Source organism: Verrucosispora sp. WMMC514, from assembly GCF_027497295.1.
GTDB classification, from domain to species: domain Bacteria; phylum Actinomycetota; class Actinomycetes; order Mycobacteriales; family Micromonosporaceae; genus Micromonospora; species Micromonospora palythoicola.
Genome location: NZ_CP114906.1, coordinates 2823056 through 2844111, shown reverse-complemented (window position 1 = coordinate 2844111; position 21056 = coordinate 2823056). Strand labels below are relative to the sequence as shown.

The window sequence follows — 21056 nt, the reverse complement described above, 5'->3', positions numbered from 1 at the left end:
CCCGGCCACGCCAATGTCGGCGGACAGGGGGCGGGACCGACTGGATCCGCGCCCGACCGGTACGACGCCGGGCCCCATGGGTAGGGCCAAGGACAGCAGAAACCGACAACGAAGGGTACGGGTGATGGAAGAGGCGCTGGTCAGCAGCCGCGAACGACGGGTGACGGTGCCGGAGCCGCCGACCGGCCGCGCCAAACTCGGCTACATCGGCCCCGGTGTGCTCTGGGCGCTGGCCGCCCTGGCCACCGGAGAACTGCTGTTCACGCCCCGGGTCGGCGCCCAGTACGGGTACGCCCTGCTGTGGGCGCTGGTCGCGGCCCTACTGCTCAAGCTCTTCGTGACCCGGGAGATCGGGCGCTACAGCGTGGTGACCGGCCGACGGTTGCTCAGCGGGATGGCGGAGCTGCCCGGTCCCCGTGGCTGGGCGCTGTGGGTCATCCTGGTGCCGCAGCTGGTGGTGGGTGTCGCCGCCATCGCCGGCATCGCGAGCGCCGCTGGCAGCGCCTTCACCCTGGCCGTACCCGGTCCGATCCAACTCTGGACCGCGGTGGTCATCGCGGCGGCGGCTGGTCTGGTGCTGTTCGGCCACTACACCGGCGTGGAGTGGGTGTCCCGGGTCATCGGGCTGCTGCTGGCGGTCGGAGTGGTGCTGGCCGCCGTCCTCGTCGGCCCCGACCTCGGCGAGGCGGCATCGGGTGTGGTGCCCAACGTGCCCGAGGATCTTGTGGTCGCCGACATCCTGCCCTGGCTCGGATTCCTGTCAAACGGTGCCGCCGGGCTGATGTGGTACTCGTACTGGGTCGCGGCGAAGGGTGTGGGTGTCGGCGCGCTGGAGGAGCCGACCCGGCTCGACCCGCGCGGCCTGGACGACGGTCAGGTGGCCCGGGTACGTCAGTGGCTGCGGACCATGACGCTCGACTCGACGTTCGCCGTCGTGGGCGTCGGGATCATCACGGTGGCCTTCCTGGTGCTCGGTGCGGAACTGCTGCGTCCGGAGGGCATCGTGCCCGCCGAGTCCGACGTCGCCCGGGACCTGACCACGCTGTTCAGTGAGGTCTTCGGAAGTGTCGGGTTCTGGTTGATGGTGGTGGGCCTCATCTCGGCCTTCTGGACGGCCACGCTGACCAACATCGACGGCTGGAAGCGGCTGTACACCGACGGCATCCGCAAGGCCCTGCCGGACCACCTCACGCAGCGGCCGTGGGCCCGACCGCTGGTCATCGGCCGGGTCGCCGTCATCGGCTGGCTCGCGGTGCTGCCGTTCGCGGTGTTCGTGATCTTCGGCGATCCGGTGGCGCTGCTCACCGTGGCGGGGTCGATCGAGGCCCTGCACATTCCGCTGGTCGCGGCGCTCGTGCTCTGGCTCAACCGGCGTACGCTGCCGGCCGCGCTGCGCGCCGGTCGGGTAGCCACCGGGCTCGTGGTGATCGCGATCGTGTTCTTCGCCGGCTTCGCGCTGTACTACCTGTGGCAGCAGGTGCTCGGTTAACGCAGCCAGACCGGGGTTTCGCCGGGCGGCTCCAGCGGCGGCGGATAGTCGAGGGTGCGGCGCACCGCTTCGGGTAGTCGCCACGGCTGGTGCACCGCCCCACCGGCCACCGAGACCAACTCGGGCACCCACCGCCGCACGTACGCGCCGTCGGGGTCGTACCGCTCGGCCTGCCGGACCGGGTTGAATCCCCGGTACGGCCGGGTGTCGTTGCCGGTGCCGGCGACCCACTGCCAGTTGCCCGAGTTGTCGGCGATGTCGCCGTCGAGCAGCCACCGGAAGTAGACCGCCTGCCCGTCCCGCCAGTCCAGCCCGAGCGTCTTGGTCAGGTAGCCGGCGGTGATGAGGCGGGCGCGGTTGTGCAGCCATCCCTGCGCCCGTAGCTGACGCATGCCGGCGTCCACGACCGGCAGCCCGGTGCGCCCCTGCGCCCAGGCGGTGAGGGCCTGCTCGTCGTAGCGCCATTGCTCGGTCGCCCGACGTCGGTACGCCTTGCGGGGCAGGTCGGGGAAGGCCGCGGTCACCTGGTGGTAGAAGTCCCGCCAGCAGAGTTGCCGGACGAACGGCGACTCCCGGTCGTCGATCGCGTTGGCCACGGTCAACGGTGACAGGCAGCCGAAGCGTAGGTACGGACTGAGCCGGGAGGTGGCGTCGCCGGCCATGTCGTCGTGGCGGTCGCCGTAGCGCGCGACGTCGGGCCGCCACCGCGCCAACCGACGTCGCGCCTCGTCCTCCCCGCCGGCGACCGCGTCCGGCGACTCTCCCGGCGGCAGCGCCGGCAGGCGCCCGACCGGCACGCCGGCCGGCAACGTCAGGGTGGTCGGCGCCGACAGTTCCGCCCGCCACTGCCGGGCACTCCACGCCCGGTGGTACGGACTGAACACCCGGTAGTGGTCACCGCCGGCCGGGGTCAGCTCTCCCGGCTCGACCACCGTCAGGCCGGGAAAGAACCTCAGACACAGCCGGTGCCGGTCGCACTCGGCGCCCAGGCGTCGCGCCCGGCGGGCCGCGTACCGGGAGACGTCCGCGGAGAGCGCGACGCCCTCGGCACCCACCTCGCCGGCCAGCCGGATCGTCTCGGCCACCGGATCACCGTGTCGCAGCACCAGGTCACCGCCGAGCCCACGCAGCGCCTCGCGGAGCGCGGCGAGGCTCTGGTGCAGGAAGCGGGTGCGGTTCGGCGACAGTTCGGCGAGCGCGGGGTCCAGCACGTACAGCGGGACCACGCGGTCGAAGGCGGCGCAGCTGGTCGCCAGGGCCGGGTGGTCGTGCACCCGCAGGTCGCGGGTGAACAGCACGACGGCGGTACGGTCGCTCACCGCGGCGGCGGACCGGGCACGGCGACCGGGCTGCCGGCCGGTGACAGCAGGGCGCGGGTGGCCACGCCCAGCCGGCGCCGCTGCGGCACGGTGGCGCGGCGGGCGAAGACGTCGTAGTCCTGGCCGGCCACCTCGTCGAGGATGCCGCCGTACAGCAGGTAGGCGGTACGGATACAGGCCTGCGAGGCACCGTCGAGCAGGACCACGCCCGGCGCCGCGGCGAGGTAGTGCGCCTGGGCGCGGGTCACCTCGTACCGGATGAGTTCGCGGACCGGCTCGCTGGCCCGCCCGGCGGCGGCGCAGGCGGTAAGGTCGTCCCGCGTCACGCCGAAGGCGGCCAGATCCTCGTCGGGCAGGTAGGTCCGCCCCCGGGCCAGGTCCTCGCCGACGTCCCGGATGAAGTTGGTCAGCTGGAAGGCGAAGCCGAGCTGGCGGGCGGGCTCGCGGGCCGCGACCGGATCGGAGCTGCCCAGGATGGGCAGCATCATCGTGCCGATGACCGCGGCCGAACCCTCCATGTAGTCCAGCAGGTGCTCGTAGGTGCGGTACGAGGTGACGGTCAGGTCCATCGCCATGCTCTTGAGGAACGAGGCGAAGTCCTCCCGGTCGAGGTCGAACACGGCGATGGTGTGCAGTACCGCCGGCAGCAGCGGGTCGGTCACCGGCGCACCGTGCAGCCCGGCGACGAACCGTCCACCCCAGTCGTCCAGCCGGGCCGCACGCTCGGCCGCCGGCAGGGCGTCGGTCTGGTCGACGATCTCGTCGGCGTAGCGAGTGAACCCATATAAAGCGTGCACATGCCGCCGTTTCCATGCGGGCAGCAGCCGAGTGGCGAGATAGTAGGTGCGGCCGTGCCGTCTGTGCAGCTCACGGCATCTGTCGTAGGCAGCGGCGAGATCCAGGTCCACCGGGCCCTCCTCTGATTCGACGCACCAATCGACGCAACTTGAGACCCTAGGGTACGCTCAGCGGCATGGCCAGCGACGGACCAACCGGTAACCTCCTTCGCGTGGTCCCTGAGCAGCCGGTCGGTGGAGACGACCCGATCGCTGCGGTGCTGGCCGCCTACACGCGCGACATCGTCATCGCCGTCGACAACACGCTCGCCGAGTTCCTGACCGCCGAGGTCGACGCGCTCACCGCGATCGACCCGGCGATGGGCGGCTTCGCCGCCACCGCCCGCGACTGTGTCCTCTCCGGCGGCAAGCGGGTCCGGCCCACGTTCGCCTACTGGGGGTGGCGTGGCGCGGTCGGCGGCGACGTGCCGGTGACCCCGGTGCTGCCCGCACTGGCCACCTTGGAGTTGCTGCACACCTTCGCGCTGGTGCACGACGACGTGATGGATGCCTCCGCCACCCGACGCGGCCGACCCACCGCGCACGTGGCGGTGGCCGCCCAGCACGCCGCGGCCGGCCGCAACGGCGACTCCGGGCGCTTCGGCGAGGCGGTCGCCGTACTCATCGGTGACCTCTGCATGGTCTGGGCCGACCAGTTGCTGGCCCTGGCCGAGCTGCCCGCGGACCGGCTGCTCCAGGTACGACGCGGCTACGACCGGATGCGGGTGGAGACGGTCGCCGGGCAGTACCTCGACGTCCTCGGCGAGACCGACCCGCAGAGCTGGTCGGTGGACCGGGCGCTCCGGGTGGCCCGGTACAAGACCGCCAGCTACACCGTGCAGCGACCGCTGCTCTTCGGCGCCAGCCTGGCCGGCGTGGACGGAAACAGCGAGCTGGCCGGGGCGTACACCCGCTACGGCCTCGCCGTGGGCGAGGCCTTTCAGCTCTGCGACGACCTGCTCGGCGTCTTCGGTGACCCGACCACCACCGGCAAGCCGGCCGGCGACGACCTGCGTACCGGCAAACCGACGGCGCTGCTGGTCCTGGCCCGGGAACTGGCCACGCCGACACAGCTACGGGCACTGGACGGCGCCGGTCGACGCGCGGACGGGCCCGAGATCGCCCGGCTCGCCGAGGTCGTGGTCGACACCGGCGCCGTACGACGGATCGAGCGGATGATCGACGAGCGGGTCGAGGACGCGCTGGCCGCGCTCGACGCGGTCGCCGTCGACGAGACCGCCCGTACCGCACTTGTCGGCCTCGCGACCGCCGCCACCCATCGGCGGGCATGATGGGCTCCGTGCACAGAGAGGTGGTCGCCGGTGCGGACCGTTGACGGGCGTACTGATCGGGTGGTGGTTGTCGGGGCCGGGCTCGGCGGGCTGGCCTGCGCGCTGCACCTGGCCGGCAGCGGACGCCAGGTGACCGTGCTGGAGCGCGAGCCGGTGCCGGGGGGACGGGCCGGTCGGCTCAGCGTCGACGGCTACGAGTTCGACACCGGCCCCACGGTGCTCACCATGCCCGACCTCATCGCCGAGGCGCTGGCCGCGGTCGGTGAGGAGCTGACCGACTGGCTCGACCTGGTGCCGCTGGACCCGGCCTACCGTGCCTACTATCCGGACGGTTCCACGCTCGACGTGCTCACCGACACCACCGCGATGGCGGCGGAGATCTCCCGGGTCTGTGGGCCCCGGGAAGCCGACGGCTACCTGCGGTTCGTCGACTTCGCCCGGAACCTGTGGCGACTGGAACGGGCCGACTTCATCGAACGCAATCTCGACGCGCCGACCGACCTGCTCACCGGCAACCTGCTCAAGCTCGTCGCCACCGGCGCCTTCCGGCGACTGCAAACAAAGATCAACCAGTTCTTCCGGGATCCGCGTACCCGACGGATCTTCTCCTTCCAGGCGATGTACGCCGGCCTCGCTCCGCACGACGCACTCGCCATCTACGCGGTCATCGCGTACCTCGACTCGGTGGCCGGGGTCTTCTTCCCACGCGGCGGCATCCACGCGGTCTCCCGGGGCCTGGCCGGCGCCGCCGAGAAGCACGGCGTACGCATCCGGTACGGCACCACGGTGACCCGGGTGGAGACCGCGAACGGCCGGGCCACCGGGGTGGTGACCGCCGACGGGGAGTTCGTCCCCGCCGACGCCGTGGTGCTCAACCCCGACCTACCGGTGGCCTACCGCGACCTGCTGCCGCCGGCCCGGCAACGCCGGCTCACCTACTCGCCCTCGTGCGTCGTGCTGCACGTGGGTTCGACCCAGGGCTACCGGCGGATCGCCCACCACAACATCCACTTCGGGCGGGCCTGGCAGGGCACCTTCGACGAGGTCATCCGACGCGGACACCTGATGTCCGACCCGTCCCTGCTGGTCACCAACCCGAGCCGGACCGACCCGGCGGTGGCACCCGCCGGCCGGCACACCTACTACGTGCTGGCTCCGGTGCCGAACCTCGACCGGGCGCCCGTCGACTGGCGCGGCGACCTCACCGCCCGCTACACCGATCAGCTCATCGCCACCCTGGAGGAGCGCGGATACGTCGACTTCGGGGCGGGTGTCGAGGTGTTGCGGGCGATCACCCCGGCGGAGTGGGCCGAGCAGGGCATGGCCGCCGGTACGCCGTTCGCCTCCGCGCACACCCTGTTCCAGACCGGCCCGTTCCGACCCTCGAACCTGCACCGCTCGCTGTCCAACGTGGTCTTCGTCGGCTCGGGCACCCAGCCCGGTGTCGGCGTGCCGATGGTGCTGATCTCCGGCAAGCTCGCCGCCGCCCGGATCACCGGGGAGCCCCGGTGAGCATGCGGAGCGAGGCGGTGCCGAGCCCCGAGTCGACCAACGGAGGGTGGCGCTGATGCCGCAGTCCCGGGAGAGCCACCTCGTCGAACTGGTCGACGACACCGGTCAGCCCGTCGGGGAGGCCACGGTGGCCGCCGCCCACCAACCACCCGGTCAGCTGCATCGGGCGTTCTCCGTACTGCTCGTGGCGCCGGACGGCCGGCTGCTGCTCCAGCGGCGCGCGGCGACGAAGACCCGCTTCCCGTTGCGCTGGGCGAACTCCTGCTGCGGTCATCCGCGGCCGGGGGAGGCGCTGGCCGAGGCGGCCAACCGCAGGCTGTCGGAGGAACTGGGCGCCGGACCGGTGCCGCTGCGCGAGATCGGCGTCTACGCCTACCGGGCGGAGGATCCGGCCACCGGGCGGGTCGAGGTCGAGTACGACCATGTCCTGCGCGGCGAGTTCCACCCCGACGGGTCGTTACGCCCGGAGCCGACCGAGGTGGCGGAGCTGCGCTGGGTGGAGCCGGCCGAGCTCGCCGCCGCGCTGCACCGTGACCCCGACGCCTACGCGCCGTGGCTGGGTGGCGTACTGGACCGGCTGTGGCAGCCGGCACAACCGCCCGGGCAGCCGGCCGACGACGCGCCGGAGCGGCCAGGTGGCCGATGAGGCGCTGAGCGCGGGCGTGGTCGCCCAGCGCCTCGGGGTCGCGGTGACCACACTGCGTACCTGGCACCAGCGGTACGGCCTCGGGCCCAGCGAGCACATTCCCGGCCACCATCGGCGTTACACCCCGGCCGATCTGGCCCGCCTCGAGGTGATGCGGCGGCTCACCGCCGAGGGAGTCAGCCCCGCCGAGGCGGCCCGCTGGGCCCGTCAGGCGCCGGACACCCTCGCGGCTGTCGGTGCCTCCCGTGCCGTGCTCAGACGACGCGACGGCGGCGGTACGACCATCCCGGTCGGCCGGGCCGGGCCGGCGGTCCGGGGGTTGGCCCGCGCCGCGATGCGGCTGGACGCCGCGGCCATCGGTGAGACGATCTCCCGCGCCATCGCCGCCGACGGCGTGGTCACGACCTGGGACCGGCTGCTGCGTCCGCTGCTCGTCGGTCTCGGCGAGCGGCACGCCGCCACCGGCGACGTGATCGAGGTCGAGCACCTGGTGTCCCGCTGTGTCTCGGCTGCGTTGGGTGCGGTGGCGTCCGCCGGCCCCGCGTCCGGGCCACCGCGCGTCCTGCTCGCCTGCGCCGACGAGGAGCAGCACAGCCTGCCGCTGGAGGCGCTCGCCGCAGCCTTGGCCGAGGCCGGCGTCGGCTACCGGATGCTCGGTGCCCGGGTACCGGTGACCGCGCTGCTCGCCGCCGTCGGCCGGACCGGTCCGGCCGCCGTGGTGCTCTGGTCACAGACTCGGGCCACCGCCGACCCGGCCCAACTCACCGCCCTGCTCACCGTGCCGAACCGGCCGCTGCTGGTGCTCGCGGCCGGACCGGGCTGGCCGGCCCGGAGCCTGCCGGTCGGCGTGGTACGCCCGAGCGACCTGACCGAGGCGGTCGCCCTCACCGTCGCCGTGCACGACTCGATCGACCGTCCGGCCGCCTCCTGACCGCTCGGCCCGGCAGCCTTCGGCGGCGGCTCGGCCCGCACCCCGGCCGTACGGAGGGCAGCCGCGTCCTGACCCGGCGTCGGCCCACTCGAATCGGGTGAACTAGCGTCGGGGCGTCCGCGTACCCCGAACCCCTCTCGGGAGCGAACGATGCGTCACCGTGCCCTGCTGGCCGCCCTCACCGGCCTGGTCGTCCTGCTCGTCGCCGGTTGCGGCGACGGTGGCGGCACGCCGGCCGCCAGCGTCCCGTCCAGCCCGCCGCCCTCGGCCGCCCTGCCACCGGAGCCCGCTCCGTCACCGACCCGCGCCGTGCCGCCCAAGCCGCCGCTACGGCCGCTGCCGGCGAAACTGCCGGCCGGCCTGGTCCGCACCACCGGCACCGCCAAGGTGGCCCTCACCTTCGACGACGGTCCGGATCCGGCCTGGACCCCGAAGGTGCTCGACCGCCTCAAGGCAGCCAAGGTGACCGCCACCTTCTGCGTGGTGGGTACCCAGGTCCGCAAGCATCCGGGCCTGCTGCGGCGGATCGTCCGGGAGGGGCATCAGCTCTGCAACCACAGCTGGAACCACGATCTCGACCTGGCCCGGCGACCGGTCGCCGAGATCCGCGCCGACCTGGTGCGCACCAACCGGGAGATCAGGCGGGCGGCGCCGAAGGCGAAGGTGCCGTTCTACCGTCAGCCCGGGGGCCGGTGGACCGCCGAGGTGGTGAAGGTCGCCAAGCAGCTCGACATGCGCTCGCTGCACTGGACCGTCGACCCGCAGGACTGGGCCAAGCCGACGGCGGCCACCATCGAGAAGCGGGTGAAGCGCTCGGCCCGCCCAGGAGCCGTGGTCCTGCTGCACGACGGGGGCGGCAACCGGGCGGCCACCCTCGCGGCCTGCGCCAAGGTGATCGCCGGTCTGAAGCGTGAGCACGGCATCGCCAGGCTCACCTAGACCGACTCTGAGCTGGTGTTTTCCGTGCCGTTGTGGCTGCCGCCATACCGGTTTGGTCGACCGGTACGCCATCACGTATGCTTTCGAAGCCTCCGGCGGGGCCGGATGGGAGCAAGTCCGTTCAACGTTGCGAGTGTGCAATGATGGCGGGGCCGCCCTCATCGTCTAGCGGCCCAGGACGCCGCCCTTTCAAGGCGGTAGCACGGGTTCGAATCCCGTTGGGGGCACGGTTCGGCTCAGGCCGGAGGCAACACCAGCAAGGTCCTGTGGAGCAGTTGGAGTGCTCGCCGCCCTGTCAAGGCGGAGGTCGCGGGTTCAAGTCCCGTCAGGACCGCAGCGCTGACGCCGCGCAGCTAGCGCGGCGTTCTGCGTATCGGGGCATGTGACCCGTCCCAGCGGCGATCCCGCAGGTTGGGTAGCATGAGCCGAGCACCACGGCCAGGTAGCTCAGTTGGTACGAGCGTCCGACTGAAAATCGGAAGGTCGGCGGTTCGACCCCGCCCCTGGCCACATAGCCTTTCGCCGGGCTATTGCGACGCCGACCAGCGGAAACGCCGGTCGGCGTTCTGCTTTGCGCCCCAGAAGGCCGGCGGCCCGGTCTGGCTCTCGTTGCCCCCGGAATTCCCCAGTTGCGGCCTCCTATCGCACGTGGATCGCGCGGCCCGGTGCTGCGAGATCAGGCTGCCTTCCAGGAATCAACCGATGGTTCAATCGTCGCCGTGACGGAAGGATGGCCGATCCCGCTCCGCACCGCGCTCCGGCGCGGGCAGCAACTCGTCGCTGAGGTCCCCGCCTCCGCGCCCGGACAACGGGCCTGGGTCGCCATCCACCCGATCCGGCCCTCCGCCCCCGCCGGTGACAAGCAGGCCTTCAACCTGTTTCACCGCGAGTTCGACGCCAGCTACATCGACAACGACTGGTGCATCGGGCCGGGTGACGGCATGACCGACCTGCGGACCGCGCAGGCTCAGGACGAGAACGACCTGAAAGCGCTGCTCATCAGTTGGGGCGTCGAGCCGGGCCAGCTCACCTACGTCCATCGGACCGACTACCCCGTCTGACTCCGGTCGACAGCCACAAGGTCGACCATCTGCCCGGATCGCGTGGTCAGCGGGGGTGTGCCGGATTATGACCGCTATTGACCGGCTGGGACCCGTTACCGGCACGTGGCCAGCACGGCCGCGTGGTTGTCCGGCGGACGTGGCTTACCCCGGGCTTGCCGGGCCAGGACGGCTCGGCCGTGTCTCCGGCTCTCCGCGCGGCCGAGTGACGGTGGTGCCGGTGCTGACCGTGCGACAATGGGCAACGGTGTGTGTTGGAGGAGGTGGGTCGTGATGTCGAGCAACGCCGAGCGGATGTCCGAGTGGCCGACCGCTGAGCATGTGCCGGCGGAGGAGTTGGCCCGCCGTCAGGGCGTGCGGCCGGTCGCCTCCGTCGACGATCTGGCCCGCCCGGATCTGTTCGAGTCCGACGAAGAGTTGGATGACTTCCTCGCCGATCTGTACGCCTCTCGGCGGGCCAGTGCCGCGTGAGCCTGGTCGTCCTGGACACCGACGTCGCGTCGGCGATCCTGCGAGGCCGACTGCATGACCGGCTTCGTGCCCGGCTGGCCGGTAAGACCCCGTGTATTACGTTCGTCCCGCTCGGAGAGTTGACCAAGTGGACCGTGCTGCGGAGCTGGGGGCCGCGCAAGCTCGCTGATCTCGCGCAGTGGCGATCCGGCGTGGTGCTGCTGCCCTTTGACGAGGCGGTGGCGACCACCTGGGGCCAGCTCCAGGCGAGGGCGCAGCATCGGGGGCGTCCTCGGCCGACGAACGACTCTTGGATCGCGGCCTGCTGCCTGGCCGACCGGCTTCCGCTGGCGACCTTCAACGGCAAGGACTACGCCGACTTCGCGGAGTACGACGGCCTGCGCCTGTTCGACGTCTCTTAGCTGCACCGTCCCGGCCCGCCGCTACCCTACGCCAGCGGTCGGTGGCAGAGCCGAGTGCCGCTCGTGCCTGGAATCGGAAGGTCGGCGGTTCGACCCCGCCCCTGGCCACATAGCCTTTCGCCGGGCTATTGCGACGCCGACCAGCGGAAACGCCGGTCGGCGTGCTGCTTTGCGCCCCTCGGCTGGTTGATCTCAGCGCCGGAGCAGGGCGAACCAGCCCACCGCACTCACGACCAGCAGCAGTGCCAGGGCGAACAGGATCCGTCCGACCGCGACGGGCACGGGGGCGAGAAACGGCACCTGCTGCACGAGCAGGCTCGCACCGCACAGGGCGAGGAACCCACCGCGACGGAGGGGCTGGGACCGCTGCCGCTCGGTCAGCCGAGCGGCCCGCGTCCAGCACACGGGAAACCGTCGCGTCACCGCGACCCGCACGCCGAGTAGGAGCACGGCAAGGCTGAGGACCGCAGCGACGAGACGCAGGGCGGCCCATACCGGGTCCGAGTCATCCATCGTCACGGGAACGATCATGCATCTGGGTGTCAACGCCCGGCCTCGGAGCTTGCATCCGGTACCTGGGTACCGGCTTACCGTCGAGGTATGGGTTCCCAGGACATCATCGGAGCGGGGTGGGTGCCGGACGCGTGCACCCTGCCGACGGCGGACCGGCCGCTGCGGCTCGCCGAGTTCGATCGGTTCTTCGGCGCCGCCGTACGAACGGCGGAGCGGGTGTCGGCGCAGCATCTGCGGTTGCGGCTGGACAGTGCGGCACAGGTGGAGCAGACGGCCCGAGATCTGACGGCCCGCGAGTCGTCGTGCTGCTCGTTCTTCGTCTTCGACCTGCTCCGGCCCGATCCGGATGCGCTGATCCTGGACGTTCGCGTGCCAGCTGGGCACGTCGACGTGCTCGACGCCCTCGCCGACCGGGTCGCGGCCGTGCGGCAGCGGACATGACGTCGTACGGGCTGCGCAGTGGGGAGTTGGCCGACGCGGCCGGCGTCAACCGACAGACCCTGCGCTACTACGAACGGCGCGGCCTGCTCGCCACCCCCCAGCGGTCACCGGGTGGGCACCGGATCTATCCGGCCGAGACGGTCGATCTCCTGCGGGTCATCAAGACGGCGCAGCGTCTCGGCTTCACGCTCGACGAGGTCGCCGATCTGCTGGACGCCGGCCGCCACCGGCACGGTCGTCGACCGGACGGCGGTCTGCAGGCCCGGGCCAGGAGCAAGCTCACCGAGGTCGAGCGGAAGCTGGCGGACCTGACCGTCGTCCGCGACACCCTGCGCGCCGCCATCTCCGCCGGCTGTGACGATCTGGTCGCCTGCGCCGACAGTCCCTGCTGCCCGCTGCCCTTCGCCGAACTCGCGGGACGAAACCCGCGATAGCGCCCGCCGGGCAAATACATCTCCAGATCCGGGTATCATCGCCCCGTGGCGATCGATTGCACGTCAGCACCGACCCCGGCCGTGGCGCTGTTCCGCTCCCTCGGTGATCCGACCCGGCTGGCCATCGTGCGCCGTCTCGCGGCCGGCGAGGCGCGGGTGGTGGACCTGACCGGCGAGTTGGGCATGGCCCAGTCGACGGTCTCCAAGCACCTGGCCTGCCTGCGCGACTGCGGGCTGGTCGACTACCGGGTCGAGGGCCGCCAGTCGTTCTACGGGTTGACCCGACCCGAGCTGCTGGACCTGCTGCGCTCGGCCGAGCTGCTACTGGCGGCCACCGGCGCGGCGGTCGCCCTTTGCCCGGTGTACGGTGCCTCCGCCGAGGCGCGGGCGTGAGCACGTCGGCCGTCACGCCGCGACGGCGGGCGGTGCTGTCCCGACGCAGCCTGTGGCTCGCCTACGCCACCGCCGGCTACAACCTCCTGGAGGGCCTGGTCGCGATCGCCGCCGGAGCGGCGGCCTCCTCCACCGCGCTCGTCGGCTTCGGTCTGGACTCGTTCGTCGAGGTGTCCAGCGCGGCGGTGCTGATCTGGCAGTTCCGCTCCCGGGTCCCCGAGGACCGGGAACGGCTGGCGCTGCGGCTGATCGGCCTCTCCTTCTTCGCTCTGGCCGCCTGGGTGACCGTCGACGCCCTCCGGTCGCTGCTGGGCGGTGCTGACGCCGAGGCCAGCCCGGTCGGGATCGGCCTGGCCGCGGCGTCGCTGATCGTGATGCCGCTGCTCGTCGCCGCCAAGCGCCGCACCGGACGCGAGCTCGGCTCCGCCACGGTCATCGCCGACTCCACCCAGACGTTGCTGTGCACGTACCTGTCCGCGGTGCTGCTCGTCGGCCTGCTCCTCAACGCCCTGTGGGGCTGGTCCTGGGCGGACCCGCTCGCGGCGCTCGTCATCGCCGGGGTCGCGGTCAGGGAAGGCGTGCAGGCGTGGCGCGGCGAGCACTGCGACGACTGCGGACCGGTTGCGAACGCCGAGACCACCGGACGGGCCTCGGGCTGTGCCGACAACTGCTGCATCCACCGGGAGGTGTGACGCCATGGCCTGGCTCGCGCTGCTGCACTACCTGCTCGGCCTGCTGCTCGCGTTCGGTTGGCGCACGTTCGCCCAGTGGCGGCGCACCGGAGACACCGGCCTGCGTCTCGACGCCGGCCCGGTCGGCCGGCTTCGGTGGTGGGCCAAGCTGCTGTTCGTCGCGGCCCTCGTGCTCGGCCTCGCCGGCCCGGCCGCCGCCCTCGCCGGTCTGCCTCCGCTGCCCGGTCTGGATCACCGACCGTTGCACGTGGCCGGCTTCGTCGTCACCGCCGTCGGCATCGGCGCGACGCTCGCCGCCCAACTCGCCATGGGGGCCTCGTGGCGCATCGGTGTCGACCCGCACGAACGCACCGAACTGGTGACCGGAGGGGCGTTCGCGTACGCCCGCAATCCGATCTTCACCGCCATGGCCGTGACCATGCTCGGCCTCACCCTCATGGTGCCCAACGCCGCGGCACTCGCCGCCCTGGGCGTCCTGGTCGTGGCGCTGCAGGTACAGGTCCGTGCGGTGGAGGAACCGTACCTGATGGCCACCCACGGTGACGCCTACCGCCGCTACGCGGGACGCGTCGGCCGCTTCCTGCCCGGGCTGGGACGGCTCAGCGGCTGAAAACGATCTCCTGCCGGTCAGGCGCAACGGATTGCGGCAAGTCGCGGCCTCCGGAGCAGGGAGAGAGCGCGAGTTGCGGGATCTCGTGCGGTGGCGGTTGGTCGGGCCAGCTGACTCCGACCGGCTCACCGGTCCTGCTGTCGGCGCTGCGCCATGCCGCTCTGGATCGCCTCCCACACGCTGCGCGCGGCCTGTAGGAGCGTCTCCCCCGCCTGCTCGGCCAACTGCCGAGTGCTGGACGTCTCGTCGTGGCCGGGCGGGCCGTGCTCCGACGAGGCAGCCCCCTCGCCGCCCCGGCCATGCCGCTCGGCCGGTTCCTCCGGCCCCGCTCCCCGGCCCACGTCCCGACCTCGACTCGCATCCCGGTCCTCGGGCCGCTCCGTCTGGCGACCTTGGCTCTGATTCCGGTTCCGGTTTTGGTCCCGGGCCTGGTCGTCCTCCCGGCCTTGACTGTGGACCTGCGCCTGGTTGTCCGGTTCGCGGCCGGGTGCCCGGTCGGCGACCGCACCGATGGCACCCACCTGCTGCCCCAGGTCGTCGGTCGCACCACCTGGTTGCCCAGCTCCCGGACCCGAAACGCCGGCCGCCGGCACCGAACCGCCGGCCGCCGGACCCGGACCGCCCGGCCGCCCCGCCGCCGGACCCGACCCACCGGCCGCCGGACCCGGACCGCCCGGCCGCCCCGCTGCCGGGCCCGGGCCGCCGGCCGCCGGCTCCGCAGGGTCGGTGGGATCTTCCCGCTCGCCGATCAGCCGGCCAGACGGTCGGTCCGCCCTCTCGGTGGACCGGGCGGTGACCGGTGCGGCCCGGTCCGTCATCAGGCCAGGCCGCCGGACAGCGGGTTCGGTCTGGACCACGGTCGGACCGGCGGCGGGCACAGCAGCGGAAGCCACCTGCTCGACCACACCGGCAGCATCGTCCGCCACCCGGTTCACGTCCGCCAAGGCCGCGCTCGCGGTGTGGGCCAGCGCGTCGATCACCTGCGGGTTCCGGTCGATGGTGGTCAGCGCGCGGTCGAGGATCGTCACCAGCTTCTCCAGGCGCACCTTCAGCAGGGCCTGCGCCTCCACGCCGTCGATGTCGAGTTCGACGCCCTCGACGTGTACGCGAACACCGGCGTCGAGCTGGAGCAGACCGGCGAGCCGGGCACGCAGGGACAGGTCGGCGTCCAACCGGTCCACGGAGAGCTTGATCGAGTTGACCGAGACCTGCGGAACGTCGAGCAGCACGTCCGGCTCCGGCACATCGCCGCCGTCCGGACCGATCAGCCGTCCCGCACCGGGCACCGAGAACTCTTCGCTGTCTGTCATGTTCCCGCTCCGCCTCACCGTCGCGGACCGCCCGGCGACGTCCCGCCGCGCATACCCGCTCTCCGGACGGCCATCCCGGCGGGGAGGCGGATCGACAGTGCCTGGTCGATCGACGTCGACGAGTACGGCGATCATCAGGCGGGACAGACATCGGAGGAAGCTGCGCACCGGGGCATGAGCCGGTATGGTCCGGGCCTATGGGACAGGGGATGGCCGATCCTACCGACATCCAGCAGGAACTTGAACGGTTCGCACTCCGCAGCACCCTGTTCGTCCCCGCCTCCGCCGACCGGGCGTACGAGGTCTTCACCGGACGGCTCGCCGACTGGTGGGTGATGGAGTACACCTGGTCGGGCCCCACCCTCCTGGCCGAGCTGGGCATGGAGCCCCGCCCCGGCGGGATGCTCTACGAGGTCGGCCCCTACGGGTTCCGCACCGACTGGGGGCGCGTGCTGACCTGGGATCCGCCCCGCCGCCTGGTGTTCACCTGGCAGATCAGCGCGGATCGCGCACCGGTGCCCGACCCGGCGCGGGCCAGCGAGGTCGAGGTGCTCTTCACCCCCGCCGAGGCCGGCACCCTCATCGAGGTGGCACACCGGCACTTCGACCGGCACGGCAGCGCCGCCGAGGGCTACCGGCGGGCGCTGACCGCCGGCTGGCACGAACTGCTCTCCCGCTACGCCGCGACACTGATCCACTCGCCCGCATGAGCGCCGAGCCGGGCGCGACCACCGACGCGGACGGTCAGGCGGCCCGCTGCCGCAGCGTCGCCACGGTCGAGCCGGCAAGCGTGAGCAGACACTCCGGCAGCAACCCGTCGGCGGCCGCCGCGCCGAACAGCGCCCGGGCGGTGTCCAGGTCGGCGTTGGCGTACGCGCTGACGAAGCGAGCCACCCACCGGGCGTCGTACCCGGCCTGGTCGATGCCGGGAAAATCGAGCGCGCAGGATCCGGGCGGCACCGGATCCCCCACCATCGTCGCGGCCAGGCACCACGCCACGTCGTACGCGCCGGCCAGGCCGGCCCGGTCGACCACCGCGTCGAAGGTTCCCACCACCGCGTCGGAGTCCCCGTCGAGGGCCGAGCTGAGAATGGCGGCGGCGTCCTCGAACATCTGCTGTGGCGAGTCGGTCACGGACCGCACAGTACGGGTGCCGGTCAAGGAACCCACTATGGTTACTCTCCGCACATGGTGAAGGCGACCTGCGGATAGACCGGCCTCCACGGTCCCGCCGCCCGTCACGGCACGCTAGTCTGCGCAGCGGACCTTCGCCCGAGGAAGGACGACCATGTACATGTCGCGCGGCTCGCGGACGGCCATCCTGGCTGTCTGCGCCACGGTCCTGCTCGCCACCAGCGCCTGCGGGGAAGAGCAGCCCGAGGAGGCGACCACCCAACAGGTGCGCCTCTACGGCACGGACGGCAACATGCTCAACTCCTACCCGGAGGCGTTGCAGGATCGCGCCGGCCTGGTCGACGGGATGAAGGGCACCACTCCGCTCACGCCGCTGCCGGACAACTTCAAGAACCGGCTACGGTCCGTGGACCCGAAGTTGACCGACTACCTCTACTCCGCCGAGGCGTACGACGCGGTGCTGATCAGCGCACTGGCGGCACAGCTCGCCGGGTCGACCGATCCCGCGGACATCGCCAAGCAGATCGTGGGCGTCACGAACAACGGCACCAGCTGCACCACCGCGAGTCAGTGCCTGCGACTGGCCCGCCAGGGCACCGACATCGAGTACCGCAGCGTGTCGATCACCCGGGCCGGCTTCACGGAAGCGGGCGAGCCGGCCACCGCCAGTTACGCGACCCTGCACTTCGACGGTCAACAGCTCAACGACGCCAAGACGGAGTTCGTCGGCGCCGGCGACGAGGCGGCGGCGAGCAAGAAGAAGCCGCCGAAGGCGAAGCGGCAAGACGGCAACTTCCCCGACCCGAACAGCGGCGCCCCGCTGGTCCTGGGTGGCCTGCTCCCCAAGACCGGTGACCTGGCTATCGCCAACCCGCCGATCGCGGCCGGTGCGGCGCTGGCGCTCAAGGAGATCAACGCGGCCGGTGGGGTGCTCAGCGAGGACGTGGTCTGGATCGACGGCGACGACGGCACCAGCCCGACCGTGGCCAAGGCGACCGTGGCCAGGCACATCGACGCCGGCGTACACGTGATCATCGGTGCCGGTGGCTCGGGCATCTCCGCGGCCGTGCTGCCCGACGTGGTGGACGCCGGCCTGATCCTGTTCTCGCCGTCGAACACGGCGGCGGATCTGACCGAGGCCGACGACAAGGGTCTCTACTTCCGCACCGCACCGCCGGACAGTCTGCAGGGTCGGGCGCTGGCCGACGTGATTCTCCGGGACGGCCCGCAGAAGATCGCCATCGTGGCGCGGGCGGACTCGTACGGCAAGGGGCTCCAGGAGGTCGTCCGGGCCGAGCTGGAGCGGGCCGGCTTCGGTGGCGACAAGGTGAAGCTGCTCGGGTACGAGCCCGGGGAGGACGCCGAGGCCGCTCCGATCAACTTCGGCGAGGGCGCCAAGCAGATCAAGCAGTTCGGGGCCGACGCGGTGCTCATCATCGGCTTCAGCGAGTCCGCCGCGGTGATCCGGGCACTCGCCGACGCCGACGTACCGCTGGCCGCGCTCACCTCCTCCTGAGCCGGTCGACACCGACGGCCGCACCGCGACACGGTGCGGCCGTCGCCGTTTCCGGGCGCGTCAGCGCCCGCGCCGCCGCTCCAGGAACTCCGTCATCCGGCGGTGCTTCTCCTCGTCGGCGAAGAGCACCGCCTGGCTGACCAGGTCCAACTGTGGATGCGCGGCGGTCGGCGCGTCCACGGCGAGCTTGGTCAAGCGCAGCGCCAGCGCCGAGCCCTTGGCCATCTCGTCGATCAGACCGTGGGCCGTCGGCAGCAACTCGTCGGGCGTGGCCACCACCCGGTTCACCAGGCCGATCCGCAGCGCCTCCGCCGCGTCCACCCGCCGGCCGGTGAACAGCAGTTCCTTGGCCAGCGCCTCACCCACGAGCGCCGGCAGCCGGTGCGTGGCGCCGGCACCGGCCAGGATGCCGAGCCGCACCTCCGGCTGGCCGAACACCGCCCGCGCCGAGCAGACCCGAAGATCGCAGGCGTACGCCAGTTCGGCACCGCCGCCAAGCGCCGGGCCGTCGATCGCCGCCACGGTCGGCATCGGCAACGCCCGGATCCGGGCGAAGGCCGCCGAGTTGATCGCGGCCAGTGCGTCCAGCCGGCCGCGCTCCCGCAACTGGGCGATGTCCGCCCCGCCGGCGAAGATCCCGTCGGTGCCGCCGGTCAGCAGCAGCATCCGGGGGTGTGCCTCCAACTCGGCGCAGACCTCGTGCAGCGCCGCGACCAGGTCGGAGTCGATGGCGTTGCGCTTCTCCGGCCGGTCCAGCGTGACCACCAACCGGTCCGGTCGTTCCTCGACCCGCAGTCCGCTCATCGTGCCGCCTCCGGTGACCCGGCACCGCCCGGGACACCACCAGTGGTCACCACCGGTTCGCTGCCGCCCGAGCGCACCCCGTCGGTCCACCGGTAGAAGCCGTGCCCGGACTTCTTGCCCAGCCGACCGGCGGCGACCAGTTCCACAAGCAGCGGCGGCGGCGCGAACCGGTCGCCGTACGCCGCCTGCAACGTCCGCGCGATGTCCAGGCGCACGTCCAGACCGACCAGGTCGGTGAGTTCCAGCGGCCCGACCGGGTGCCGGTAGCCGAGCACCATCGCCTTGTCGATGTCGGCGGGGCTGGCCACCCCGTCGGCGACCATCCGGATCGCCTCCAGCCCGAGCGTCACGCCGAGCCGTGACGTGGCGAAGCCCGGCGTGTCGCGTACCACGACGGGATCCTTGCCCAGCCGGCCGGCGAGCGTGACGGCCGCGTCGGTGGTCTCCACCGCGGTGGCCGGCCCGACCACGACCTCCAGCAACGCCATCGCCCAGACCGGGTTGAAGAAGTGCAGCCCGCAGAAGCGCTCCGGCCGGGTCAGCCCGGCCGCGAGATCGGCGATCGGGATGCTCGAGGTGTTGCTGCCCAGCAGCGCCGGCCGCAGCGCCTCCGCCTCGGCGAGCACGGCCCGTTTCAGGTCGGCCCGTTCCGGTACCGCCTCCACGATCACGTCCGGTGCCGGTGCCACCTCGGCGAGCCCTGCCCGCAGCGTGATCCGCGCCTGGTTGGCCTCCGCCTGCTCGGCGTCGAGCCTGCCTCGCCGCACGGCCCGCGCCCAGAGTTCGGCGAGCTGCCGCACCGCGGCGGCACCCCGCTCCCGGTCCACCTCGACCAGCTCCACGGCATGTCCGCTGCCGGCCGCCACGTACGCGATGCCGAGACCCATCGTGCCGGCGCCCACCACCACGAACCGTTCCGTCATCACGACACCACCGCACAGTGAGAATCCGCCCCCGGCCGACGCCCGTGGCGCGCGGGGTCGCCGCCACGCCGGGAATCGGCCCGTACGCTCCGCTCAGTCATGCTGCGACCCTATGCAGCGCCGGCTGCGGTCCCATGCGTGGGGGCAGACGGGATCGGGTACAGATCGCCGACAACCGAGGGAAGGACGAGCAGATGAGCCAGGCACCGGAGACCGTGGACGGCGCGGGCGCCGAGGGAACCGTCGAGACGCGCGGCGACGAGCGCGTCGAGCTGCTGCGTGCCGACACCAACAACGACGGCCGTACCGACGTGTGGGTGGTCGACACCGACGGTGACGGGAAGGCCGACCTGTTCCAGTTCGACACCGACGGCGACGGCAAGGTGGACGTCACGATGGTCGACATCGACGAGGACGGCCAGCCCGACGAGATCGTCGACGGTGACGGCGGGCTCCCCCCGGAGCCGCTGCCGCCGACCATCACTGTCTGAGACGTCCGGAAGGGCCCCTGACACCGCCTCCGGTGCAACAGGGGCCCTCTGACGTTCTCGCGGGCGCTGCGTCGAGATCAGCGGGCCAGCCGCAGGGTGGCGAGATAGTACGGCGCGTCTTGGTTGTCCACGTCGACCAGCTGCCAGGGCGAGCCGTGCACCAGCTCGGCGAGTTCCTCCGGCGAACAGACCAGGTAGTCGAACCAGGGTGTGCCCAGCTCGCGGTAGCGCAGCCGCAGCCGTAACTGCCCACCGAGGCGGCCCCGCCGCCGGTTGTGCTCGTGGTACGAGGTGTGCACCGGATCGCGGGTGCCGTACGGGTCGGTGCCGTGCGCGATCAGCTGCGCGCCGGGTCGGGCCACCGCCGCCAGCGCGGCGAGGAAGGCCGGCGCCCGTTCCCGCCCCTCCAGCAGGCCGAGGTTGTTGCCGAGCAGCAGGAAGGTGTCGTACCGCCGCCCGCTCGCGGCGTGCTCGTCCACGGTCGCGTGCACCAGGTCGCGTACGCCCCGGCGGCGGCACACCCGCAACGCGCCGGCCGAGGTGTCCAGCCCGGTGACCGGTACGCCCCGCTCCTGCAGCAGCAACGCGATCCGTCCGGCGCCGACACCGACGTCCAGCGTCGCGCCGCGGACCCGGTCGACCGCCCGGTGGTCGTGCGGCTGCCAGTCCTGTGGTCCGTCGAGATAGTGCGCGGCCGGTGCGCCGTTGACCAGCCCGTCGTCCCGCTCGATGATCTCGATGACCGGGCGGGGCAGGCGCCCACCGGCCAGCGGCCGGGGACCGATGCCGGTCGCCACCGCCAGCGCGTCGCGCAGCAGTTCCCCGAAGACGTCACCGATTCGTGGTTCCCCCGTCACGCGCTTCACGCTATCCGGCCGGTCAGTTGGCCGCAGCGCCC

General features: G+C 72.2%; 25 protein-coding genes and 3 tRNA genes. 20 read left to right on the top strand and 8 right to left on the bottom strand.

From position 1 onward, the window contains the following. The first annotated feature begins 124 nt into the window (after positions 1–124). The gene (locus O7597_RS12765; protein WP_269740368.1) at positions 125–1489 is read left to right on the top strand and encodes an Nramp family divalent metal transporter; all 1365 of its coding nucleotides are present in this window, start codon (positions 125–127) and stop codon (positions 1487–1489) included. Here the strand turns inward: O7597_RS12765 and O7597_RS12760 are convergent. Beyond that, positions 1486–2808, bottom strand: coding sequence for a deoxyribodipyrimidine photo-lyase (locus O7597_RS12760; protein WP_281582811.1), 1323 nt, complete (start codon positions 2806–2808; stop codon positions 1486–1488). The two genes, O7597_RS12765 and O7597_RS12760, sit on opposite strands and share 4 nt — an antisense overlap. After that, the gene (locus O7597_RS12755) at positions 2805–3716 is read right to left on the bottom strand and encodes a phytoene/squalene synthase family protein (protein ID WP_281582810.1); all 912 of its coding nucleotides are present in this window, start codon (positions 3714–3716) and stop codon (positions 2805–2807) included. The genes O7597_RS12760 and O7597_RS12755 overlap by 4 nt, the downstream gene beginning before the upstream one ends. A 65-nt stretch (positions 3717–3781) precedes the next feature. On the opposite strand from O7597_RS12755, the gene O7597_RS12750 reads away from it, so the two are divergent. The 11 genes from O7597_RS12750 (at position 3782) to O7597_RS12700 (ending at position 10897) form a co-directional block, all read left to right on the top strand. Continuing rightward, positions 3782–4936 (top strand): polyprenyl synthetase family protein, encoded by a 1155-nt coding sequence (locus tag O7597_RS12750; RefSeq protein ID WP_269740371.1) that lies wholly within the window; start codon positions 3782–3784, stop codon positions 4934–4936. 30 nt (positions 4937–4966) lie between these two features. Then, positions 4967–6448, top strand: coding sequence for a phytoene desaturase family protein (crtI, locus tag O7597_RS12745; RefSeq protein WP_281582809.1), 1482 nt, complete (start codon positions 4967–4969; stop codon positions 6446–6448). A 55-nt stretch (positions 6449–6503) separates the two neighbouring features. After that, positions 6504–7094, top strand: coding sequence for an isopentenyl-diphosphate Delta-isomerase (gene idi / locus O7597_RS12740; RefSeq protein WP_281582808.1), 591 nt, complete (start codon positions 6504–6506; stop codon positions 7092–7094). After that, positions 7084–8025, top strand: a complete 942-nt coding sequence (locus tag O7597_RS12735; RefSeq protein ID WP_269740374.1) for a MerR family transcriptional regulator — start codon at positions 7084–7086, stop codon at positions 8023–8025. The genes idi and O7597_RS12735 overlap by 11 nt, the downstream gene beginning before the upstream one ends. Positions 8026–8175: 150 nt before the next feature. Next, on the top strand, positions 8176–8964 hold the full coding sequence (locus O7597_RS12730; protein ID WP_281582807.1) for a polysaccharide deacetylase family protein: 789 nt from the start codon (positions 8176–8178) through the stop codon (positions 8962–8964). Positions 8965–9118: 154 nt separating this feature from the next. Beyond that, a tRNA-Glu gene (locus tag O7597_RS12725) sits at positions 9119–9191 on the top strand. Between the two features lie 33 nt (positions 9192–9224). Beyond that, positions 9225–9298, top strand: a tRNA-Asp gene (locus O7597_RS12720). Between the two features lie 102 nt (positions 9299–9400). Further along, positions 9401–9474 (top strand) — tRNA-Phe (locus O7597_RS12715). Between the two features lie 209 nt (positions 9475–9683). Next, positions 9684–10025 (top strand): hypothetical protein, encoded by a 342-nt coding sequence (locus tag O7597_RS12710; protein WP_269740376.1) that lies wholly within the window; start codon positions 9684–9686, stop codon positions 10023–10025. Positions 10026–10298: 273 nt separating this feature from the next. After that, complete coding sequence (locus tag O7597_RS12705) at positions 10299–10496, top strand: hypothetical protein (RefSeq protein WP_269740377.1); 198 nt, start codon at positions 10299–10301, stop codon at positions 10494–10496. Continuing rightward, a complete protein-coding gene (locus O7597_RS12700; protein WP_281582806.1) occupies positions 10493–10897 on the top strand; it encodes a type II toxin-antitoxin system VapC family toxin in 405 nt (134 codons plus the stop codon). The genes O7597_RS12705 and O7597_RS12700 overlap by 4 nt, the downstream gene beginning before the upstream one ends. 192 nt (positions 10898–11089) lie before the next feature. Here the strand turns inward: O7597_RS12700 and O7597_RS12695 are convergent, their stop codons facing one another. Next, positions 11090–11416, bottom strand: a complete 327-nt coding sequence (locus O7597_RS12695; protein ID WP_281582805.1) for a hypothetical protein — start codon at positions 11414–11416, stop codon at positions 11090–11092. An 81-nt stretch (positions 11417–11497) separates the two neighbouring features. Here O7597_RS12695 and O7597_RS12690 point away from each other — a divergent pair, with 81 nt between their 5' ends. From O7597_RS12690 to O7597_RS12670, 5 genes are read left to right on the top strand one after another with little or no spacing between them, the layout of a single operon-like run. Continuing rightward, entirely contained in the window at positions 11498–11851 is a 354-nt protein-coding gene (locus tag O7597_RS12690) for a hypothetical protein (RefSeq protein ID WP_281582804.1), read from the top strand. Further along, entirely contained in the window at positions 11848–12285 is a 438-nt protein-coding gene (locus O7597_RS12685) for a MerR family transcriptional regulator (protein WP_281582803.1), read from the top strand. The genes O7597_RS12690 and O7597_RS12685 overlap by 4 nt, the downstream gene beginning before the upstream one ends. 45 nt (positions 12286–12330) lie before the next feature. Then, positions 12331–12678, top strand: coding sequence for a metalloregulator ArsR/SmtB family transcription factor (locus O7597_RS12680; RefSeq protein ID WP_281582802.1), 348 nt, complete (start codon positions 12331–12333; stop codon positions 12676–12678). Further along, complete coding sequence (locus O7597_RS12675; protein WP_281582801.1) at positions 12675–13370, top strand: cation transporter; 696 nt, start codon at positions 12675–12677, stop codon at positions 13368–13370. Before O7597_RS12680 ends, O7597_RS12675 begins: the two co-directional genes overlap by 4 nt. Before the next feature lie 4 nt (positions 13371–13374). Further along, entirely contained in the window at positions 13375–13980 is a 606-nt protein-coding gene (locus O7597_RS12670; RefSeq protein ID WP_281582800.1) for an isoprenylcysteine carboxylmethyltransferase family protein, read from the top strand. 125 nt (positions 13981–14105) lie between these two features. On the opposite strand, the gene O7597_RS12665 is transcribed toward O7597_RS12670, so the two are convergent. After that, complete coding sequence (locus O7597_RS12665) at positions 14106–15290, bottom strand: hypothetical protein (RefSeq protein WP_281582799.1); 1185 nt, start codon at positions 15288–15290, stop codon at positions 14106–14108. Positions 15291–15487: 197 nt separating this feature from the next. Between O7597_RS12665 and O7597_RS12660 the strand changes: the two genes are divergently transcribed. Then, the gene (locus tag O7597_RS12660; protein WP_164446642.1) at positions 15488–16000 is read left to right on the top strand and encodes an SRPBCC family protein; all 513 of its coding nucleotides are present in this window, start codon (positions 15488–15490) and stop codon (positions 15998–16000) included. A gap of 34 nt (positions 16001–16034) precedes the next feature. Here O7597_RS12660 and O7597_RS12655 read toward each other — a convergent pair whose 3' ends face one another. Then, on the bottom strand, positions 16035–16424 hold the full coding sequence (locus O7597_RS12655; protein ID WP_281582798.1) for a hypothetical protein: 390 nt from the start codon (positions 16422–16424) through the stop codon (positions 16035–16037). Positions 16425–16578: 154 nt separating this feature from the next. On the opposite strand from O7597_RS12655, the gene O7597_RS12650 reads away from it, so the two are divergent. Further along, positions 16579–17940 (top strand): ABC transporter substrate-binding protein, encoded by a 1362-nt coding sequence (locus O7597_RS12650; protein WP_281582797.1) that lies wholly within the window; start codon positions 16579–16581, stop codon positions 17938–17940. Between the two features lie 60 nt (positions 17941–18000). On the opposite strand, the gene O7597_RS12645 is transcribed toward O7597_RS12650, so the two are convergent. Both O7597_RS12645 and O7597_RS12640 read right to left on the bottom strand, forming a co-directional pair. Next, the gene (locus O7597_RS12645; RefSeq protein WP_269740388.1) at positions 18001–18744 is read right to left on the bottom strand and encodes an enoyl-CoA hydratase/isomerase family protein; all 744 of its coding nucleotides are present in this window, start codon (positions 18742–18744) and stop codon (positions 18001–18003) included. Continuing rightward, positions 18741–19667: a 3-hydroxyacyl-CoA dehydrogenase family protein gene (locus O7597_RS12640; RefSeq protein ID WP_281582796.1), complete on the bottom strand. Its 927-nt coding sequence runs from the start codon at positions 19665–19667 to the stop codon at positions 18741–18743. Before O7597_RS12640 ends, O7597_RS12645 begins: the two co-directional genes overlap by 4 nt. Before the next feature lie 194 nt (positions 19668–19861). On the opposite strand from O7597_RS12640, the gene O7597_RS12635 reads away from it, so the two are divergent. Beyond that, positions 19862–20158 carry a hypothetical protein gene (locus O7597_RS12635; RefSeq protein ID WP_269740390.1) on the top strand — a complete coding sequence of 99 codons (297 nt, stop codon included), beginning with the start codon at positions 19862–19864 and terminating at the stop codon, positions 20156–20158. A 77-nt stretch (positions 20159–20235) separates the two neighbouring features. Here the strand turns inward: O7597_RS12635 and O7597_RS12630 are convergent, their stop codons facing one another. Beyond that, positions 20236–21015 carry a methyltransferase domain-containing protein gene (locus O7597_RS12630; RefSeq protein ID WP_281582795.1) on the bottom strand — a complete coding sequence of 260 codons (780 nt, stop codon included), beginning with the start codon at positions 21013–21015 and terminating at the stop codon, positions 20236–20238. Positions 21016–21056: the final 41 nt, after the last annotated feature.

Excerpts from the sequence above, each read along its gene's own strand:
- O7597_RS12730 (WP_281582807.1), top strand. The coding sequence starts at position 8,176 with ATGCGTCACCGTGCCCTGCTGGCCGCCCTCACCGGCCTGGTCGTCCTG.
- O7597_RS12670 (WP_281582800.1), top strand. The coding sequence starts at position 13,375 with ATGGCCTGGCTCGCGCTGCTGCACTACCTGCTCGGCCTGCTGCTCGCG.
- O7597_RS12750 (WP_269740371.1), top strand. The coding sequence starts at position 3,782 with ATGGCCAGCGACGGACCAACCGGTAACCTCCTTCGCGTGGTCCCTGAG.
- O7597_RS12635 (WP_269740390.1), top strand. The coding sequence starts at position 19,862 with ATGAGCCAGGCACCGGAGACCGTGGACGGCGCGGGCGCCGAGGGAACC.
- O7597_RS12650 (WP_281582797.1), top strand. The coding sequence starts at position 16,579 with ATGTACATGTCGCGCGGCTCGCGGACGGCCATCCTGGCTGTCTGCGCC.
- idi (WP_281582808.1), top strand. The coding sequence starts at position 6,504 with ATGCCGCAGTCCCGGGAGAGCCACCTCGTCGAACTGGTCGACGACACC.
- O7597_RS12665 (WP_281582799.1), bottom strand. The coding sequence starts at position 15,290 with ATGACAGACAGCGAAGAGTTCTCGGTGCCCGGTGCGGGACGGCTGATC.
- O7597_RS12640 (WP_281582796.1), bottom strand. The coding sequence starts at position 19,667 with ATGACGGAACGGTTCGTGGTGGTGGGCGCCGGCACGATGGGTCTCGGC.
- O7597_RS12690 (WP_281582804.1), top strand. The coding sequence starts at position 11,498 with ATGGGTTCCCAGGACATCATCGGAGCGGGGTGGGTGCCGGACGCGTGC.
- O7597_RS12660 (WP_164446642.1), top strand. The coding sequence starts at position 15,488 with ATGGGACAGGGGATGGCCGATCCTACCGACATCCAGCAGGAACTTGAA.
- O7597_RS12705 (WP_269740377.1), top strand. The coding sequence starts at position 10,299 with ATGTCGAGCAACGCCGAGCGGATGTCCGAGTGGCCGACCGCTGAGCAT.
- O7597_RS12685 (WP_281582803.1), top strand. The coding sequence starts at position 11,848 with ATGACGTCGTACGGGCTGCGCAGTGGGGAGTTGGCCGACGCGGCCGGC.
- O7597_RS12645 (WP_269740388.1), bottom strand. The coding sequence starts at position 18,744 with ATGAGCGGACTGCGGGTCGAGGAACGACCGGACCGGTTGGTGGTCACG.
- O7597_RS12765 (WP_269740368.1), top strand. The coding sequence starts at position 125 with ATGGAAGAGGCGCTGGTCAGCAGCCGCGAACGACGGGTGACGGTGCCG.